The organism is Shewanella eurypsychrophilus (genome assembly GCF_007004545.3).
Classification (GTDB): Bacteria; Pseudomonadota; Gammaproteobacteria; order Enterobacterales; family Shewanellaceae; genus Shewanella; species Shewanella eurypsychrophilus.
The window spans coordinates 5,833,451-5,851,320 of sequence record NZ_CP045503.2; the positions used below are offsets into that span (position 1 = coordinate 5,833,451).

Here is a 17,870-nt window from a genome sequence, read left to right on the forward strand (position 1 = left end):
TACTTTAGGAAGAGTAATGATAGCGTACGGCAACGATCGTTAACCTATCCTGAGTCGCCTTATAAACTAAACTATGTTCATCGGTGATCCGTCTAGACCAATAACCAGAAAGGTTCTCTTTTAATCTTTCTGGTTTGCCGATACCTTCAAAAGGTGTCCTTTGGCAATCTTTAATAAGCAGGTTAATTCGCTTTAACGTCTTTTTATCTTGTTGTTGCCAATAAAGGTAATCGTTCCAGGCCTGATCTGAATAAAAGGTCGAGAAAAGGGTAGTTGTATTAGTTTTCATTAATCCAGTAACTCACGCTCTTGAGCTTGGCCATCATCAATCTGCTTTATAGAATCTAACAGATGCTTTGCATTTACTGGGTTTGAAAGTAAGTAGATAGTTTCTTTCCAGCTATTGAACTCTGACTCAGAGAACATAACAACATTCTCAGCACCTCTACGATGTATCACAGCAGGTTCGCAGTCGTTGACCACGCTGTCACAAACTGACTTTAGGTTACTTCTAACCTCGGTAAAACTATAAACACTCATAAAAAACCTCAACATGTACGTGGTTAGGTACAGTTTAGTTTAAATATGTTAGTTGTACAAGGTTAAGTACAAGTGTGGGGCTTTGTAGATTCACAAGGTTGAAGGAATTTTTTAGTGTGTTTTTGGTTTCATTTGGCTTGTTTTTCACTTGGTTATTTATGGGGAACCATGGCCTTTCTTGTGTTAAACGCCTCCAGCGAGGTATGTGCAGACACTTCTGCGAGACGCTGTGAATATATCCCTATACGCTTTGCGGTTTCATCCCTGAAACCGAAACTCGCAGCCGTATCTACACCTTGTCTCTAAAAAGCAGATGGCTTCTTCGAATTAGTTAGCTTAGTTCCAGACAGATGATAGCGTTGATCTATTCTTGATTACCGATTGTTAGTTTGTGCCAAGAACCAATGTGGAACCTGATAGCTATTGTCTGTGGTTTGACTCTTATGAGCTTCTAAGCACTTAATAGGATTTAACGTGTTTTGTTGGAAGTATGCGATAGCGAGTACTAAGCCTTCACCGGCTAACCAATCAGCTTTATTCACCAATGCCACACGAGAGTGGCATTGGTGAATAAAGCTGTATTAGTTCTGCTATAAAATTTGATAAATTATCAACATTAGTAATTTCTAAATATTCTTTACTCTTGTTGAATCTTAGTTTGATATTAAACAAAATTACGTAATATCAATATATTAAGTTCTGTATGTATGGTATTTTTTACTGATGTTTTTCCATGGATTTACTATATGAAAGATAAAATAATAACTCAGATTAAAAATATTCTTCAAGATTGTGTTAGTGGAGCTATTCAAAGAACTGAAGATAGGTTAAAAAACAATAAATCTCATCAGCCTTTTCATCGAGCATTGTTACCTGAGCAGATAGTAAAAATATCTAGTTTCGAACGTTCATTTTCTACATCATTCGGGCAGGGACCGGTAGAAAAAATTTCGGAAATTTTAGCCTTAAATAATGGGTTTGAAGCTAAAAGACAGCATGAAATAATGCTGAATATGTACAAAGGTGCTGTTGATGAAGTTGAAAGAATTGGAAATGCTCTTAGGGAAGGAAATCAGAAGCCTAACTGGGGGAAAGAAGTTAAAACTATCTCATCTTTTTCTTTAGGTGATTCAGTTGTTAGGCGAGTAATCTCAGATCTTTGGTTAAAAAAAGATAGCGTGGAATACTTTATATCAATAAAAACAGTAAAACCTAACCTGGATCAGTCTGAAAAAGCAAAGAAAGATATGCTATTTTTGAAAGCTGCTAATGTTAATTGCAAACCGATATTTGCACTTTATTATAATCCGTATGGGCTTGTTAAAAGTGATTATAACCACTCTATCGCAAACAAACTGTTTAATATGCATATTGATGAATGTGTGATGATCGGTGAAGAGTACTGGGATTTTATTGGAGGGAAAGGAACCTATAAAGATTTAATCAAAGTATTTCAAGATGTTGGGGTGATAACTAAAAAGAAATTGTTAAATGTATAGCTAAAAAGGGCTTTCAAGCCCTTTAGTCTATATGTTTTTTAATAACTTTTCTTTTGCAATATTAAATTGAATTTTCCATTCCTTACTTGAAGTGTTTTTATAGCGAGAATATTTGAATGATGGAATGTTTTTAATTTCTATAGACTCCAACAAATCTTGTATATGCTTACCCACAGCATAGCCTAGTCCGATTGGTACAGCATTGCCAACCTGTTTATATTGTTGGATTAATGGGCCTGCAAGTTTCCAATCGTCAGGGAATTGTTGAATTCTTTTGTATTCTTGTATTGATAAAGGCCTACTTTCTACTGGATGGCCTAGATCTGTAGCTGGCATAGCTGGATGGGTCACTAATGTTGGTGATGGTTTATCCCATGATAAACGTCTTAAGAAACCTGTTTTTCCTCCACCTGAAAAGTAAGATTTTCCCATTGCTTCTTTCTGTAAATCTACTGGTAGATTTTTCCAGTTTTGCCCTGATTTTAAAAGTCTATAATATTTTAATCTCTTTTCAGGGAAATTGAGATGATCATGCTTATCTATATTACTTATACATTGCTTTAGTGTGTTCCATTGCGGTAAGCCAAATTTAGGATTATCTGAATGTGAAGGAGTTAAAAATGGAGGTGTTTGTCCATTTCTAGAGCAAATAATAATAACACGCTCTCTAGTTTGAGATGTACCAAAGTTGGCTGAATTATATAATTCAAAGGAATAACCATAACCAGATTTATCCAGCATTTTTAAAGCAAAATTTAAAGCTCCACCTTTTAGTTCATCTTCCGAAAGATCCGGGTAGCCTTCACCTCTATGTTCGTGAGGTCTGTGCTCCATAGGACAAGAAAGTAACCCTCTTACATTTTCTAACACTATGTATTTGGGGTTTAAATCGATAGATAACTGTAGAAACTTTAGAAAAGCATTTCCTCTATCATCATTAAATCCTTTTCTTTTACCTGCAGTACTAAAAGCTTGGCAAGGGGGCCCACCGACAATTAAATCTATATCTTCATTAGTTAAACGTGCAGCATTTTTAATATCACTAGCTTCATAATCATTAATATCACTTAATAATGCTGTATTTGGCCTATTTATAGCTATGGTTTGTCGGCAGTATTTATCTACTTCGCAGGCTAATCTAATGTCAAAACCTGCTTTTTCTATACCTAAATCCAACCCCATAGCTCCTGAGAAAAAGCTTAACGCAATTGGTTTTAGTTGTTGCCCAACATTATAAGCTGGATGATCTTCTGCAATTATATGTTTCATACTTTCTGAATATTTTTCCATGCTACGTTTGTTAATCACCCAGATACTGCCAATCTTCTCTGCTGCTATAGCTTTGAATCTACACAGAGTTCGAATTCTTTGTTCGCTAAAACCTAGAAATAGAGACGCTTCCTTTATACTTACTCTGGTACTCATTATATGTTTCCAATCCGAAACTTATATAAGTACCTATTTTAGCTGTATGTATATACATGTCAAATTTTTAAATTCGTTTTAAATATTAATGTCTTAGTTATTTGTAATTAATTAAATCTCTTTTTAAACAATTGGTTGCTGATGTTTTGGCTGAGGTTCAGCCTTGAATATTTCCCCATTTTAGTCGATAAAAGTTGGTACAATGATGTGTGCCCAAGCTTTATGTTTAAAGTTAAGGTGAACTCAGAAAAACCTGCTGACCTAGAGCAAAGTGAGCAATACCTCGTCTTGTGGATAGACTATCTAAAAGAAGATGAACGTGAGAATACTGGCTCTAGTCGCTACACAGTGATCACAGCAACAGCTACTCGTTTCAGCGTTTCTGAATGGGATATCGAAATAGGAAATGATGAAGAAAGTGTCACCCTATTTGAATCCGAAGATCCCAAAGCACTAATCCATTTCCTTGAACTGTATCGTCTACCAATCCCCGCTATTTCAGAAACAACTAATTAAGTTGAAGAGTTGCTCTCTGGCTTTACCAACAGGTGTAGATGCGGCTGTGACCGTTGGCGGCATGGATGCCGCCGTCGAGGCTATAGGGATATACTTGCGCCGTGTCACAGAAGTAACTGCACATACCCCGCTGGAGGCGATTAATATCAGCAATGTTATGCACTACTAAAAACCATCAAATAACAATATAGCCCAATGAAACCAACTAAAGTTATTTACAGAACTTGTTAACTGACAAGTAACAGCACCTGCTGGAGGCGATTAACATCAGCAATGTCATGAACTACTAAACCTCCACCAAACAAAAATACAGCCCAACGAACCCAACAGACTAACCAAAAGGCTATTTGCCAAACTTGTTAACCGACAAGTAAGTTAACTCTGTGTAGCGAAGCGCTTATGTGGACTCCCCCGTGTCAACAACATATATGCCTTGCTTTAGATTTAATGCGTGCTTATGTACGAGCTCTGTTTGGGAAGCTATCCCAGGCTCAATGATTTTTACGCGAACGACTTTGTCATATCTCCATGGCGAGCTATTATGCTCTTAGCGCTTCACTGACTAAAGTTGCTGATTTTTATCTAAATTAAGCATTTATATTGATGGTTCTTACTTCCTAGCTAGCCACTGGTATTGCTTTATATTCAGTATCATTGGCTAACAGGGAGAAAGCGGTTCTAACGGTTTTATTGGCTAAAGCAACGGCAGCGCAACGCATCCCTCTACGTTCGATTAACCCTTTTAGCCAAGTTTCTTTTGTCGTGCGTGGCACTCTGCGTTTGACCTGGCTACATACAGCCATCGCGCCACTCACTAACACACTTCGCATACTATGATTACGGATATGTTTACCTATACTGCCAAGCTTGGCTTTTCCACCCGTTGAATGCTGTATTGGTGTTAAGCCTACACAAGCTGATGCATCCTTTCCTGTGCGAAAAGTACCCATTTCACCACATGACAGCAGCATATATAAGTTAACGGCATTCATCGGCCCCACGCCTTCTAGCGCCATGAGCTTACGACAGTCTGCATTGCTATTAGCAACTCGCTCTAATGCGGATTCATACTTTTTAATTGCACCAACTAGGTCGAGATAGCCATTAAAAGCTATTGCCAGAGAATCACGCAGTTCATCGCAAAAACCGTTGTCAGCATCTTCAAGAGTGAGCTCAACAACGTTTACTATCGAACCTTTAGTTGGTGTACGAATACCAAACTCAAGTAGAAGCGCTCGGATTTGGTTCTCTACCGCAACTTTGTGTTTGACGCTCAATTCTTTGATTCGAACTATAGACTGCAGCTCTTGCTGCTTAAAGGTTTTACCTGAGACGAACTTCACCTCTGGCAAGCTACAGGCTTGAGCTACTGCAAGTGCATCGTTCTTATCTGTTTTCTGGTTTTGTCGAATATTAGCAACCAGTTTTGCACTTATTTGCCTTGCATCATGCCCATAAGAGTGAGCAAGCTGCTGCCAATGATTGGCAGTACTGCATGCTTCAAATACTATGGTGGCTGAATTAGAGGTTGCAAGCCAAGCGCTAAATTCAGACGGTATCATCTCTTTATTGGAGAGCACCTTGTTTCGCTTGGTTATACATACCTGAATAACATCTTTTGCCAAATCAACACCAACAATAGTATTCTTCATATTACGGACTCCAATTAAGAACTTTGTGTGAGAGCTAAGTATCTTAACCCTCCTTTTGAAGGAGGGGAGTCCAATTATCTCCGTGGTGAAACCGCTTTATCTTTGCTAAGAACAAAAGCCATTCACCACGGCGAAGCCATGTGCTAATGAGCGAGAGCTAGGGATAGCGAACTGGCCGTTTAACAGGGACGTTATTGGTACACAGAGGACACGGAGAAAAGACTAAGTCGAAGAAATACAGCCCAATGAACCCAACTAAAGCTAATTACGTTACTTGCTAGCAATTAAGTATCGAGTACTTCGTCCACCAGCATTCGTTTTAGTCAAAAAACCTTGTTCAACAAGTTGAGCCAGATGACGAGTTGCAGTTGCACGACTGACTTTAGCGACCTTTTGATATTGGCTACTGCTTATGCCCAGCTCAAAACTATCTCCAGGGCTGGCATCCAATAAGCGGTTAAGCACTTTTACTTGTTCACCGCTCAATAACGTCTGATCTACACGCTGCCAATAGTTAGTTTTCGCTACTGTTTGAGCGATATCATTGAGTGATTTCTGCAAACTGCTATTGAGCGTATCTAAAAACCAGACTAACCAAGAGGTAATATCTAACTCGCCTTTTTGAGTGCTTTCCAAAATATCGTAATAGGCTTGTCTGCGCTCTAGGATACTCACTGACATGGCATAAAAATGGATAGAGCGGTTTTCAGCCTGTGCGAGAGCTAAATCTGTGAGTAAGCGAGTTATTCTACCATTACCATCATCGAGTGGATGCAGAGTCACAAACCACAGGTGAGTGATGGCTGCACGGATCAAGGGATCCATTGCCACATCTTGCTGTGATTTGTTGAACCAATCTATAAACCTTGAGAGTTCATCTTCGAGTCCAGAGCGAGGTGGGGCTTCAAAATGGACTTTAGGCTTATCTATGCGTCCCGAGATAACTTGCATAGGCTCGATACCCCGTAACACGCCACCTTGAACGGGATTAAACAGGGTATAGCCTTCGGGGAAGAGTAATGTATGCCAATCCATGATCCGCTGTAAACTTAACTCTGTTTGCCAGTTCTGCAGGGCATCTAGTGTCATTTCAGCTAAGCCATCAGTTTGAACCGTGGTGGGATAGGGCTTCTCATCACTGATACCTAGCTTGTTAGCCAAAGATGAGCGTACCGAGAATGCATTGAGTTTTTCGCCTTCAATGGCACTGGAATGAATGATATTTGCCAGTAAGGTATCAAGTGTCATTTGAGCAGATGGCTCGTTATCTAACTTACCAAGTAGCAAACCCTGGTTGAAACTAACCTGACGTAATAATAAGGCTATATTATCGGTTTCCCAGCGAAAGTCAGGCCAGTTAGCTTGTTGCCAAATCCACATATAGAACCTCTATGAGTAGCTATGAGTCAAATAATACTCTTATTCTACTCACTATGTGAGGCGAATAATAGGCTTAATCGCCTCAATGACTGTTAAACCGACAAAACAGAAGAAATTCACTGCCTGTATTCTTTGCCTGTCATCAACAGGTGTAGATGCGGCTGCGAGCTTCGATGACAGGGCGAGGTTTCAAGAAATGAAACTCCTCGAGCGAGAGATAGGGATATCGAACTGGCTGTTTAACAGGGAGGTTATTGGAAACCGCAAAGCGGCCAGAGATGGCTTCATAGCGTCTCATAGAAGCGTCTGCACATACCCTGCTGGAGGCGATTAACATCAGAAATGTCATGAACTACTAAACCCCCACCAAACAAAAATACAGCCCAACGAACCCAACAGGCTAACCAAAAGCCTATTTGCCAAACTTGTTAACCGACAAGTAAGTTAACTCCGTGTAGCGTAGCGCTCCGTGGTGAGAATGCTCTTATTTTTTAAAGCGTGAATCTAAAGCGACAAAATCAAAGCTATCACCACGGCGAAGCCATGAGCGAGAGCTAGGGATAGCGAAGTGGCCGTTTAACAGGGACGTTATTGGTACACAGAGAGCACGGAGAAAGAAACAACCTAAATCGAAGAAGTGATCTCTGGCTTTACCAACAGGTGTAGATGCAGCTGCGAGCTTCCAAAACATGGCCGTTCTATGACATCCCTGTCACCACGGCATTTGTGAATCCATTCACGTCAGATGTGCTTGAATGATATCCTATCTAAAAGCCAGTTCGGCATCCATGCCTCTCGTTCATAGGCACATGGCTACGCCACATTCACCGTCTCGTAGAAGTATCTGCACATACCTCACCGGAGGTGATAAGTCACAATGAAGGTACGATTCCCTTCAATCCTTCAATCCATCAAACATCCAACCACCCAACCAGCCAACCAGCCAACCAGCCAAATGAAGCGATAAGCTATTTGCAGGACTTGCTAACTACAAGTCGCTGGTTCGAGTGGATATACAGTGGTTCTTGTCAGCTATATTCATTTTTAGTATCTATAATTCAATACGTTTATGCGTATTGTGTATTGTGTATTTAAAAATGAATACACGGAAATATAGGGTCAGGGCCAATAATGAACTTAGGGCCAGGTATTGAATTTTGCTCATTGAAAATATTTTGGCCTAATTCACAGCGATCTCTTTATCCTCAAGCCCTAAGTAACTACCAGCGGTTTTCGGCTCTACGTTGCGACAGGGTTTGCTCTATCTCTTTTATTGTTGCTCTCGATACGCCAATATTTTTTGCTAATTCAGTAAAGCTCGCTGTGACATCAACTATCTTCTCTATATGCTGCTTGGCCTCTTGCCAGCGGTTAAAGCCTGCGGTTTCGGCTAGCTTCTGTATTGTGGCTAAAGGTGGCTGTTTCCCATGACCAATAAATGAAGTTGAGTGTTCATTAAATGGGTGTGGGCTGTAGGTAGTATCGTAAAACGGTGCTGGACTCCAGCGACCCGAGTCATCTTGCAAAAAGGCCCAGTTTTTACTGTGATCATCTTGATTACAGGCAAAGAGATTAAACATGGCACGACTAAATTGCAGCCTGCCTACTGCAGGTGATTTACATAGATGACGGCTCATCTTAATCAAGTCTTCATAATCTAAACTCGGCATTCTAAAATCTGCATCTAAAAGACCGCATGCACTATGCATGTGAATGCGACCAGCGGTTTTATCTATGCCGTTATCTACCCAGTCAAAACGTTTTAACGCCAACCAAGCTGGAGCTCCGCTACTTGCGGGTGCCTCTAATAATTTCCATTTTGGAGGCTCAAGCTGCAACCTGTTTGCCATTTGAAGATAAACGGCCTCACATAGCCCTTCTTCATGGCCGAGTGACAAGTTTTTTGACGTGAACTTAACAAGCCAAGCCTCATCACCTTGCTTGGGTACTGTTCGACAGGTTTTATGATCACTTTCATTCAGATAGATTTGCGCTTTAGGGCGAGCACCGCCAGAACTGCCTGCTGTGACTAGGGCTGCAAGTACCTCATCAGTTTGGCCATCAAATAGAGCCTGTGCCTGCAAGCCAAGGTGAGCGATATCGACATCATCATTCACTTTTTCTTGGTATTGATACTCAGGCGTAAAAATGAGTGATCCCATAGCATTTGAGCCAACAAAGGCTAACCGATCCATTGCGGTTATTTGTGCTAACCCTATTCCCTGCTGCCTAAACACTCTGTCTTGCAGTAGAAGCCCCCATCCATCAGGTAAGCTGTCGGCAAAGACACCATGTAAACCACCGTGAGGTGCTCTGGGGGCAAGTTGTAACTCGCTACTGTCAGACATTGTAAATGGCGAAAGGTTACCAAACTGCTGCAAGTAATCGTTACTGTATTGAAAGTATACACCTTGACGGTTTTGAGCTAATTGACCAACAGTTACTTGCTTTCCTGACATTAAAGTTCTGTTGATCTCCAGCTTCTGAATTGGCTTAAAACTCATCTTTTAATACCTCTTCAATTGAAGTCGGCATTTTAGAGTGCTTGATTAATGAGGAGGTTCGCGTCAACTCATATAATCGTGCCAATTCATCTAAGCTTTGCCATAACAACAGCAATTGACGAAATGATATTTGACCAGTTAGCTCAAATTTTTTAATCGTAGGTGCAGGAACACAGCTACGCAGTGCTAATGCATCACGGGAAAGGCTTTGTTGCTCTCGCAACTTCCTCAGATGAACAGCAAAAGCTAACTGGACATCTTTATCATCTAGTAATTGAAATGGAGGCATAGAAAATCCCATGGGACACAGTAGTGTCCATTATAGCTTAAAAGTGCTTAAAATGGATATAACTATATCCAATCAGGCTAGAGGGTTAGAGTATGATGAAAATCATTATAAAAGAAGATATAGCCAAAGTTTTTCACCACAGAGAACACGGAGAAAAGCCAATACTAAGTCGAAGAAGTGATCTCTGGCTTTACCAACAGGTGTAGATGCAGCTGCGAGCTTCCAAAACATGGCCGTTCTATGACATCCCTCACCGGAGGTGACAAGTCACAATGAATATACGATTCCCTTCAATCCATCAAACATCCAACCAGCCAAATGAAGCGATAAGCTATTTGCAGGACTTGTTAACTGACAAGTCATTAATCAAGTTATCATTGGGCTATCAATAGCCTGCATCAAGTATCTTCATGTCAAAAACGTCAGTCAAAAGTATCAGTCTCCCGATAGACAAACTCTATCAAGAGTTTAAATTAGCGATTAAAGACAAACATTTAGTCGTTGAGTCGGATACGGGGTCGGGTAAGTCTACTCGTTTACCGCTTTGGTGTGCAGAAGCTGTTGAAGGTGGCAAGGGTAAACGAGTCTTAGTTGTAGAACCGAGAAGGGTGGCCTGTCTCGCATTGGCTGGTTTTGTCGGCTCTTTATTACAGGATGCAGAGGGCTCTGCTCATAAAGTTGGTTATGCCATACGTTTTGACTCGACGATCACCGATAAGACGCAGATAGCGTTCGTTACGCCTGGGATTGCACTGCGTTGGTTACAACAAGATGGCTTGGCTAATTTCGATACTGTGATTATCGATGAGTTCCACGAGCGCCGCTGGGATACGGATCTGCTGCTGGCTATATTGAAGTTAAAAGCGCTTGATTCTCAACATCTTAGGCTGATACTGACATCGGCCACCATAGATGGAGAGCGGCTAACACGTTACTTAAGTAATGACTTAACTAGCGTTCCAGCTAATGCGTCTTCTGGCAGCAACAATTCTCACAGATTAGTCGCGGAAGGGAAAAGGTTCCACGTGGAACTTAGATTTCAGGCTCGTGAAAGTCACCATCTTCCTGACATTCGCGGCGTGGAACAAGCAGTTAAAACAGCGGTTGCTAGTTTATTAAATGAAACCACAGGCGATATTCTGGTGTTTCTTCCGGGTAAGCGTGAAATACAGAACAGCTTACAGGCGTGTGGCTCTTTATTTCGAGAAGCTGAAGGCTCTCGGGTTGAGCTGCTTGCATTACATGGTGGGATTAGCCCACATGAACAACAGAAGGTATTGCAGCCTAGCGATCACCAAAGGGTGATATTTGCTACCAATGTGGCTGAGACCTCTTTGACCATTCCTGGCGTCACAGCTGTTGTAGACAGCGGCCTGGAGCGTCGAACCCACCAGCGCAATGGCCGTACAGTGCTATCACTGGCGCGCATTTCTAAAGCGAGCTGCGCTCAACGAATGGGACGTGCTGGCCGTACGCAAGACGGTATCTGTATTCGGTTATGGGGAAAGAGTGCGCCTATGGAGGCGATGACACCGCCAGAGCTGCAGCGTGAAGAGTTAGTGGAACCTATGTTAGCGGCGGCTTGTTGTGGTTACCGCTTATCTGAATTGAGTTTTGTTGATAGCTTGCCTGAAAAATCTTTATCGATTGCACAGCAAAAGCTGACAGCTATGGGCGCTATCGATGCTCATGGCATAGTGACGGCTCATGGCATGAAAATATCGCCATTGCCGATAGATACTCAGTTTGCTCATTTGATAAGTGCTATGCCAGATGATAAATGCCGAGGGTTAATGGTCGATCTGGCTGCGGCGTTAACCGTACCTAAAAGCTTGTTTAAACTGCCTGAAGATGAGTTTGATCTGAAGCAACTCAATGAGTGGGAACCTCTGTCTTGTGATGCGTTTACTCTAGTTAAGCTAGTGCGTGAGCCTATTGCTGAGTTTCTTAAAGCAGGGGGATCGGGCCGAACATATATAGACATGGGTGCGCGTAAAGAAGCACGCATGTTAGCCGAGCAGATACGTGCAGCATTGGGGTTAGAAAGCATCAAGCAGGCTAGTTCATTAGGTGTTAGTAATCATGAGTTACGTACCCGTTGGCTATTAGCTGTGATTAAGGCGTCGCCGGAATTGGCATTTATCAGACGGGAAAAGCGCATTAGTGCATTGGGCAATGGCTTTAGTGAGGTGCAGATTGGCAGAGACAGCCGTTTTTGTACTGAACTTAAAAGTTTGAATGGTAACAATAGCGCCCTAGCTGCTGTGGTATTCGACCAGCATTCTATTGCGGGTAAGGGGAGTAAGCAGACACTCAACTTAGCGAGTTGTATGGCACCAATATCGCTGAATTTACTAATGGATGCCAAGTTAGGTCAAGAACGCCTGGCCGATAATAAAGAACAGGGCCAAAGACATAAGGTTATGGTTGAGACTGTCTATGCTGGCAGGGTAATAGCCTCCCGATTAAAAGAGGTGGAGGGAGACCAAGCCATCGAGGCGATAGTTCGAAGTATTAAGCTTGGGCGTCAGTTTAAAGGGCTAGCAAAGCAGCTGGAAAACGATATAGCGGCTTGGAATATCTGGGTTGCATTAGGGAAGGCGGATAAAGAGGCTGACTTGTTGGAGTTTGATGACTATTTACATCATCAGCTTATCGATCTTGGTGTTGAAAGTTATGATGATCTACAGTTAATTGAAGCGGAAGATCTGCTGTTTGATGGCATACCTGAGTGGGAACGTGAAGAGTTTGATCAGCTTTTTCCACACAAGTTGGTTTTGCCTGATCTACAACTGGATGTCGAGTATCAAGCTAAGCGAAAATTGGTGATCTTGTGCTATACCAAGGGTGGAAGAAAGGCTGGGCCTAAGCGTTGGGAGTTACCTCGTTGGCAGGGCTGGAAAGTCAGGTATAAAAAATCGAGTAAAGTGATCGATATACAGTAAATGATGATCATTTTTAGTAGAGATCTTTTTCAAACAAAAATTCAGATCACTTTGAGTATAACTTTTTTATAAGATCGTGTTTTTTTAGTCGAGATCTATGTGTTTTTTTTAGGATTTAAGTTTATTTTTAATTAAAAACAACTGCTTATGTGTTTTGTCTTGTTGTGGGGAAGTATTGCGAGTCAGTCGGGCTACCTGTTGATATCTCTGTTGATTAAATCGATCCTTTTAGAGTAGTTTGCTTCAGAACACCTATCCATAGCGGTTTTCACTATTTTTATTTGAGGACAAGGTTTATCTGCTTATTATTGCTTAAAAGGAGTAATTAAAAGGGGGGGATTTTCTTAAAAGCGGTTAACCAATAACAGGGCACACGAGGGCATGGTTCGCAGGGTTTATTCCATCACCTTCATCATTAACGAAGAGATGTTGGATACCTAAACGCTGGATTCCGGCCAAAAGCATGCCGGAAAGACGCAAGAGAAGAAATAGGTGCTAGTTCCTAGGTCCTTTAAACAGCGCAGCGTCGTCTTAGCTTTATCAGGGCGAAGCCCGTCAAACAGCGAAGCGTCTGTCTTTTCCCTAGCACTTGTTCCTAGAACGCTGGATTCCGGCCACAAACATACCGGAAAGACGGAAGGGTGAAGATAGGTGCTAGTTCCTAGGTCCTAAAACCTAGGATCTTTAAACAGCGAAGCGTCATCTTTTGTCTAGTCCCTAGGGTCTAGATCCTAGGATCTTGAAATAGCGAAGCGTCTGTCTTTCCCCTAGTTCCTAGGATCTAAAACCTAGGACCTTCTTAGAAGATTACTTCCCTATGCAGAAACTGCTAAAAATCTTGCCCAACAGATCATCTGAAGTGAATTTACCCGTGATTTCAGATAGGGCAAGTTGAGTCATGCGTAACTCTTCGGCTAATAGCTCACCGGCTAGATAAACTTCTAACTGCTCTTTACCTAGCATCAGGTGGCTACTGGCTAAATCGAGTGCCTCTAAGTGGCGACGACGGGCAATAAAGCCGCCTTCGAGATTGCTCTGATAACCCATAAGTGATTTAAGGTGTTGCTTGAGCTCCTCAATACCTAAACCTGTTTTGGCCGAGATACGGAACACGGGATGGCCGTGATCTTCGGTGAGTGCTAATGACTCGCCAGTGATGTCTGCCTTGTTACGTACGACTGTGATACCGAGTCTATTAGGTAAGCGGTCGATAAAGTCTGGCCAGATTTCGTGTGGATCGACGGCATCTGTGGTAGTGCCATCGACCATAAATAGCACTCGATCGGCGGTTTCTATTTCGGCCCAGGCACGCTCAATCCCAATCATCTCGACGGTATCGGCCGTTTCACGCAGGCCTGCTGTGTCTATGATATGTAACGGCATGCCATCTAGATGGATATGCTCGCGTAGTACATCTCGGGTTGTGCCTGCTATTTCTGTGACAATGGCAGATTCTTTACCCGCCAGAGCGTTAAGGAGACTGGACTTACCGGCATTGGGTCGACCGGCAATAACCACCTTCATGCCTTCACGGATTATCGAACCTTGCTTGGCGCTTGCCTTAACCGAGTCCAGTCTGCTGATGATCTTATTGAGTGAGCCGGCAATCTTACCGTCTGAGAGGAAGTCTACTTCTTCATCGGGAAAATCTATAGCTGCCTCGACGTATAGGCGCAAGTTAGTGACCTGTTCGACCAATGCATGTACTTCTGTCGAAAATTCGCCTTGCAGTGAGTTCAGGGCGCTCTTAGCAGCTTGTTCGCTGGTGGCATCGATAAGATCGGCAATGGCTTCGGCTTGGGTGAGATCTAACTTGTCATTCATGAAAGCTTGTTCACTGAACTCACCGGGTCTGGCGATGCGGATCCCCTGGGTTTCCATGACACGCTTGATCAGCATATCCAGAACTATCTGGCCGCCGTGGCCTTGTAGTTCTAGGACATCTTCACCGGTAAAAGAGTTAGGGCCTTGGAAGTAAAGCGCGATACCTTGATCGATCACTTCACCATCGGCAGTTTTAAAATCACAGTAATCTGCATAACGTGTCTTGGGTATGTGTCCAAGCATGGCCATAGCGACTTCGCTGGCTTGATCGCCTGAGATACGAATGATACCTACACCACCGCGCCCAGGAGCGGTTGCTTGTGCCACGATAGTATCTGTTGTCATTACTGTGATTCCTACTCTGTATAATGAAAAGCTAACTGAGAAAGAGATTAAATTACGTCTCTCATAAAAAGAAAAAGCGGTTAATACCTAAGTATTAAACCGCTTCTCTATTAACGCTTGTTCGGTCTCAGGCTTATTTTAAGCCTTTCTTCGCCAAACCTGCGTAGATGATCTTCTGCTGTGTGATAGCAACTAAGTTACCGACCAACCAGTATAGTACCAGACCTGCTGGGAACCATAGGAAGAACACGGTAAACACCACTGGCATCCACTGCATCATCTTAACTTGCATTGGGTCCATAGTTGGTGCCATAGGCTGCATTTTCTGCATCACAAACATTGAGATACCCATAAGAATAGGCATCACGTAGTAAGGATCTTGTACCGACAAATCGGTGATCCAAAGCATAAATGGTGCGTGACGCAATTCAACACTTTCCAGCAGTACCCAGTAGAGTGCGATAAAGATAGGCATCTGCAGCAAGATAGGAAGACAGCCACCCATAGGGTTAACTTTCTCTTTCTTGTACAGTTCCATCATACCTTGACCCATCTTCTGACGGTCATCACCAAAGCGTTCTTTAAGTTCAGCCAGCTTAGGTTGCAGATTACGCATCTTCGCCATAGAGGTGTACTGAGCTTTAGTTAGTGGGTACAACATACCGCGCACTGTTAGGGTGATTAAGATAATCGCAATACCCCAGTTAGTGACGAGTGACTGGAAGAACATCAACAACTTGTAGATAGGTACCGCTAACCACCAAAGGAAACCATAATCTACTACTAAGTTTAGTGAGTCTGAAATCGCAGAAAGAGCTTCCTGATCTTTAGGACCTACATAAAACTGAGAGTTAATGCTTTGAGTTGTACCTGGGGCGATATCATAGATAGCGCCACGGAAGCCGATGTTAGCCTGGCCGCCAGCACTGATGCTAGAGAAGATAATGTTTTGATCGTCAGCTGGTGGTACCCAAGCAGAAACAAAGTAGTGTTGTAGCATTGCTGCCCAGCCACCAATTGTTTTCTTATCTAGGTTACTATCAGCCATATCATCGAAGCTGTACTTCTCGTAGCGAGTATCTTGAGTTGAGAAAGCCGCACCACGGTAAGTAGGCATCATCATGCTGCTTTCGCTTTGCTTGATGCTGTGCTTAATCTGACCGTACATCTGCACTTGCAGCTGCTGGTCTGTCTTGTTGTTGATGACGTAATCAACATCAACCTTAAACTGGCCACGGTGGAAGATAAACATCTTAGTGTAAGTAGCACCGTTTTCAGCAACAAATGTCAACGGAACTTCTAAAGTGTCCTGACTCGAAGCTAACGTGTACTCACGTGAAGCACTGTCGAAGTGTGCACGACCTTTAGAGCTACTGTCGATACCGTTACGACCGATAAGACCACTTTGAGCAATGTAGTTGATATCGTTAGTTTGCTCTAGCAGTACAAATGGCTCGTCATTATCTAGCTCTAGTTTATGTTCAACTAGGGCCGAATAGACGATATCACCACCGATTGGGTTGATCTTAATGATCAACTGATCAGTTGTTACTGTGATGAGTTCTTTAGAAGCTGCCACAGCTGCTGGAAGTGCAGAATCGGCATCTGGAACATCTGAACTGTGCGCGTTTGTTGTATTCGATACCGTAGATACTGAAGTTAGCTCAGTTGCTACCGGTTGTGGAGCTTGATCCATTTGCCATTGTTGCCAAAGTAAAAAACTGACAAAAAGCAGACCGATAAGCAATATATTCCGTTGAGATTCCATAGCCTATTTATTACACCTGTGTTTTTTTGGGGGGACGGGGTCGATACCGCCCGGATGTAAAGGGTGACATTTTAATACGCGTCTTGCTGTAAGCCAACAGCCTTTTACAAATCCATGCAAACGAATGGCTTCAATTGCGTAAAATGAGCAAGTTGGATGAAAGCGGCACTTATTAGCCCCCAGTAGAGGGCTGATGAAGATTTGGTAGCCACGAATAATCGTGGTTGCTAGCCATTGTAACGGCGATTGAGTTTTCGCCATAGCTTTTCTACCAATTTATGGAGCTCTGCATTGTCCATCTCTACAACGCCATTTCTGACCAAAACAACAATATCAAGTGGAGGTAGTTCGTGCTGATGCAAACGAAAGTTATCTCTGATGATACGTTTAATTTTGTTTCGCTGATGGGCTTTCTTTACAAAACGTTTCGCAACAGTTAATCCAATACGTGGATGTTGCTCTGAGTTTGGGATAGCAAGTAAAGTAATTTCAGCAGAAGAAGCTTTGATAGGTTTTGAAAATACAGATTTGAATTGCGCGGGAGTTAACAAACGTAACTCCCGCGTAAAGGCATAGCTAGTCACTTGCATTTCTACGATTAAGCAGAAAGTTGAGCGCGACCTTTAGCACGACGACGAGCTAGGACCTTGCGGCCTCCAACTGTAGCCATACGAGCGCGGAATCCGTGAGAACGCTTACGCTTTAGGTTGCTTGGTTGAAAAGTACGTTTACTCATTGTGGCAATCCGTCTTTGTGTAAGTTAATAAACCTGACATTTAAAATGAATTAAAGTAAGGGCTAAAAAAGAGGCCGAATTGTAATCACTTTACGTTTGCACGTCAACACGTAAAACGCTTAGTAATAAAATTAGTGCCAATTTATCTTTAATCTCTCAGTTTAAATCCACTAGTAATTGTGGATAAGTCTGTGAATGACCACTACATCTTGTGGTTCAGCAGATCATTGATGAGATCAAAGAAGAATAATTATAGATCGATCTGGATCGCTTTATAAAGCTGGATTTGCTGCTTTTTACACATGAGACGATCTCGCCCGATCCTTTTGGATCGGCAACTCAAGTTTAAAGGTGATCTATCTGGGGATAATTATATTTAAACGATAGCGATCCTAGTGGTCTCACTATAGAATAGCCCTCTTTGTTTGATCTTTTGGGGATAAGTAC

19 protein-coding genes are annotated in these 17,870 nt (G+C 42.4%); 4 read left to right on the forward strand and 15 right to left on the reverse strand.

Annotation, left to right across the window (positions count from 1 at the left end; genetic code table 11):
• Positions 1–4 precede the first annotated feature (4 nt).
• From FM038_RS25170 to FM038_RS25180, 3 genes are all read right to left on the reverse strand, one after another.
• Positions 5–289: a Txe/YoeB family addiction module toxin gene (locus FM038_RS25170; RefSeq protein WP_142873266.1), complete on the reverse strand. Its 285-nt coding sequence runs from the start codon at positions 287–289 to the stop codon at positions 5–7.
• Entirely contained in the window at positions 289–540 is a 252-nt protein-coding gene (locus FM038_RS25175; protein ID WP_142873265.1) for a type II toxin-antitoxin system Phd/YefM family antitoxin, read from the reverse strand. Before FM038_RS25175 ends, FM038_RS25170 begins: the two co-directional genes overlap by 1 nt.
• Positions 541–914: 374 nt before the next feature.
• On the reverse strand, positions 915–1,082 hold the full coding sequence (locus FM038_RS25180) for a hypothetical protein (RefSeq protein ID WP_185965803.1): 168 nt from the start codon (positions 1,080–1,082) through the stop codon (positions 915–917).
• A gap of 204 nt (positions 1,083–1,286) precedes the next feature.
• On the opposite strand from FM038_RS25180, the gene FM038_RS25185 reads away from it, so the two are divergent.
• Entirely contained in the window at positions 1,287–2,039 is a 753-nt protein-coding gene (locus FM038_RS25185; protein WP_185965802.1) for a TdeIII family type II restriction endonuclease, read from the forward strand.
• Positions 2,040–2,066: 27 nt separating this feature from the next.
• Here FM038_RS25185 and FM038_RS25190 read toward each other — a convergent pair whose 3' ends face one another.
• Entirely contained in the window at positions 2,067–3,464 is a 1,398-nt protein-coding gene (locus FM038_RS25190; protein ID WP_142873263.1) for a DNA cytosine methyltransferase, read from the reverse strand.
• Between the two features lie 141 nt (positions 3,465–3,605).
• On the opposite strand from FM038_RS25190, the gene FM038_RS25195 reads away from it, so the two are divergent.
• Positions 3,606–3,980: a hypothetical protein gene (locus FM038_RS25195; RefSeq protein WP_142873262.1), complete on the forward strand. Its 375-nt coding sequence runs from the start codon at positions 3,606–3,608 to the stop codon at positions 3,978–3,980.
• A gap of 1 nt (position 3,981) precedes the next feature.
• On the forward strand, positions 3,982–4,149 hold the full coding sequence (locus tag FM038_RS25200; RefSeq protein WP_185965817.1) for a hypothetical protein: 168 nt from the start codon (positions 3,982–3,984) through the stop codon (positions 4,147–4,149).
• Between the two features lie 448 nt (positions 4,150–4,597).
• Here the strand turns inward: FM038_RS25200 and FM038_RS25205 are convergent, their stop codons facing one another.
• From FM038_RS25205 to FM038_RS25360, 6 genes are all read right to left on the reverse strand, one after another.
• The gene (locus FM038_RS25205) at positions 4,598–5,632 is read right to left on the reverse strand and encodes an IS110 family RNA-guided transposase (protein ID WP_142871449.1); all 1,035 of its coding nucleotides are present in this window, start codon (positions 5,630–5,632) and stop codon (positions 4,598–4,600) included.
• A 270-nt stretch (positions 5,633–5,902) separates the two neighbouring features.
• Entirely contained in the window at positions 5,903–7,012 is a 1,110-nt protein-coding gene (locus FM038_RS25210; RefSeq protein WP_142873261.1) for a Fic family protein, read from the reverse strand.
• A gap of 484 nt (positions 7,013–7,496) precedes the next feature.
• A complete protein-coding gene (locus tag FM038_RS25215) occupies positions 7,497–7,703 on the reverse strand; it encodes a hypothetical protein (RefSeq protein ID WP_142873260.1) in 207 nt (68 codons plus the stop codon).
• A gap of 529 nt (positions 7,704–8,232) precedes the next feature.
• Positions 8,233–9,516 (reverse strand): type II toxin-antitoxin system HipA family toxin, encoded by a 1,284-nt coding sequence (locus tag FM038_RS25220; RefSeq protein ID WP_142873259.1) that lies wholly within the window; start codon positions 9,514–9,516, stop codon positions 8,233–8,235.
• Positions 9,506–9,805 carry a helix-turn-helix domain-containing protein gene (locus tag FM038_RS25225; RefSeq protein ID WP_077750617.1) on the reverse strand — a complete coding sequence of 100 codons (300 nt, stop codon included), beginning with the start codon at positions 9,803–9,805 and terminating at the stop codon, positions 9,506–9,508. The genes FM038_RS25220 and FM038_RS25225 overlap by 11 nt, the downstream gene beginning before the upstream one ends.
• Positions 9,806–9,910: 105 nt before the next feature.
• Positions 9,911–10,036 (reverse strand): hypothetical protein, encoded by a 126-nt coding sequence (locus FM038_RS25360; protein WP_272877522.1) that lies wholly within the window; start codon positions 10,034–10,036, stop codon positions 9,911–9,913.
• Between the two features lie 179 nt (positions 10,037–10,215).
• Between FM038_RS25360 and FM038_RS25230 the strand changes: the two genes are divergently transcribed.
• On the forward strand, positions 10,216–12,750 hold the full coding sequence (locus FM038_RS25230; RefSeq protein WP_142873258.1) for a helicase-related protein: 2,535 nt from the start codon (positions 10,216–10,218) through the stop codon (positions 12,748–12,750).
• A gap of 807 nt (positions 12,751–13,557) precedes the next feature.
• Here FM038_RS25230 and mnmE read toward each other — a convergent pair.
• The 5 genes from mnmE to rpmH form a co-directional block, all read right to left on the reverse strand.
• Positions 13,558–14,919, reverse strand: a complete 1,362-nt coding sequence (gene mnmE / locus FM038_RS25235; RefSeq protein ID WP_142873257.1) for a tRNA uridine-5-carboxymethylaminomethyl(34) synthesis GTPase MnmE — start codon at positions 14,917–14,919, stop codon at positions 13,558–13,560.
• 133 nt (positions 14,920–15,052) lie between these two features.
• Positions 15,053–16,687 carry a membrane protein insertase YidC gene (yidC, locus tag FM038_RS25240; RefSeq protein ID WP_142873256.1) on the reverse strand — a complete coding sequence of 545 codons (1,635 nt, stop codon included), beginning with the start codon at positions 16,685–16,687 and terminating at the stop codon, positions 15,053–15,055.
• A 3-nt stretch (positions 16,688–16,690) separates the two neighbouring features.
• Entirely contained in the window at positions 16,691–16,948 is a 258-nt protein-coding gene (yidD, locus tag FM038_RS25245) for a membrane protein insertion efficiency factor YidD (protein ID WP_142873255.1), read from the reverse strand.
• Entirely contained in the window at positions 16,915–17,271 is a 357-nt protein-coding gene (rnpA, locus tag FM038_RS25250) for a ribonuclease P protein component (protein WP_142873254.1), read from the reverse strand. The genes yidD and rnpA overlap by 34 nt, the downstream gene beginning before the upstream one ends.
• A gap of 14 nt (positions 17,272–17,285) precedes the next feature.
• Entirely contained in the window at positions 17,286–17,423 is a 138-nt protein-coding gene (gene rpmH, locus FM038_RS25255; protein WP_076416426.1) for a 50S ribosomal protein L34, read from the reverse strand.
• Positions 17,424–17,870 lie beyond the last annotated feature (447 nt).

Coding starts and splice junctions, on each gene's coding strand:
- FM038_RS25170 (WP_142873266.1), bottom strand. CDS start 289: ATGAAAACTAATACAACTACCCTTTTCTCGACCTTTTATTCAGATCAG.
- FM038_RS25175 (WP_142873265.1), bottom strand. CDS start 540: ATGAGTGTTTATAGTTTTACCGAGGTTAGAAGTAACCTAAAGTCAGTT.
- FM038_RS25185 (WP_185965802.1), top strand. CDS start 1,287: ATGAAAGATAAAATAATAACTCAGATTAAAAATATTCTTCAAGATTGT.
- FM038_RS25190 (WP_142873263.1), bottom strand. CDS start 3,464: ATGAGTACCAGAGTAAGTATAAAGGAAGCGTCTCTATTTCTAGGTTTT.
- FM038_RS25195 (WP_142873262.1), top strand. CDS start 3,606: ATGTTTTGGCTGAGGTTCAGCCTTGAATATTTCCCCATTTTAGTCGAT.
- FM038_RS25205 (WP_142871449.1), bottom strand. CDS start 5,632: ATGAAGAATACTATTGTTGGTGTTGATTTGGCAAAAGATGTTATTCAG.
- FM038_RS25210 (WP_142873261.1), bottom strand. CDS start 7,012: ATGTGGATTTGGCAACAAGCTAACTGGCCTGACTTTCGCTGGGAAACC.
- FM038_RS25215 (WP_142873260.1), bottom strand. CDS start 7,703: ATGTTTTGGAAGCTCGCAGCTGCATCTACACCTGTTGGTAAAGCCAGA.
- FM038_RS25220 (WP_142873259.1), bottom strand. CDS start 9,516: ATGAGTTTTAAGCCAATTCAGAAGCTGGAGATCAACAGAACTTTAATG.
- FM038_RS25225 (WP_077750617.1), bottom strand. CDS start 9,805: ATGCCTCCATTTCAATTACTAGATGATAAAGATGTCCAGTTAGCTTTT.
- FM038_RS25360 (WP_272877522.1), bottom strand. CDS start 10,036: ATGTTTTGGAAGCTCGCAGCTGCATCTACACCTGTTGGTAAAGCCAGA.
- FM038_RS25230 (WP_142873258.1), top strand. CDS start 10,216: ATGTCAAAAACGTCAGTCAAAAGTATCAGTCTCCCGATAGACAAACTC.
- mnmE (WP_142873257.1), bottom strand. CDS start 14,919: ATGACAACAGATACTATCGTGGCACAAGCAACCGCTCCTGGGCGCGGT.
- yidC (WP_142873256.1), bottom strand. CDS start 16,687: ATGGAATCTCAACGGAATATATTGCTTATCGGTCTGCTTTTTGTCAGT.
- yidD (WP_142873255.1), bottom strand. CDS start 16,948: ATGGCGAAAACTCAATCGCCGTTACAATGGCTAGCAACCACGATTATT.
- rpmH (WP_076416426.1), bottom strand. CDS start 17,423: ATGAGTAAACGTACTTTTCAACCAAGCAACCTAAAGCGTAAGCGTTCT.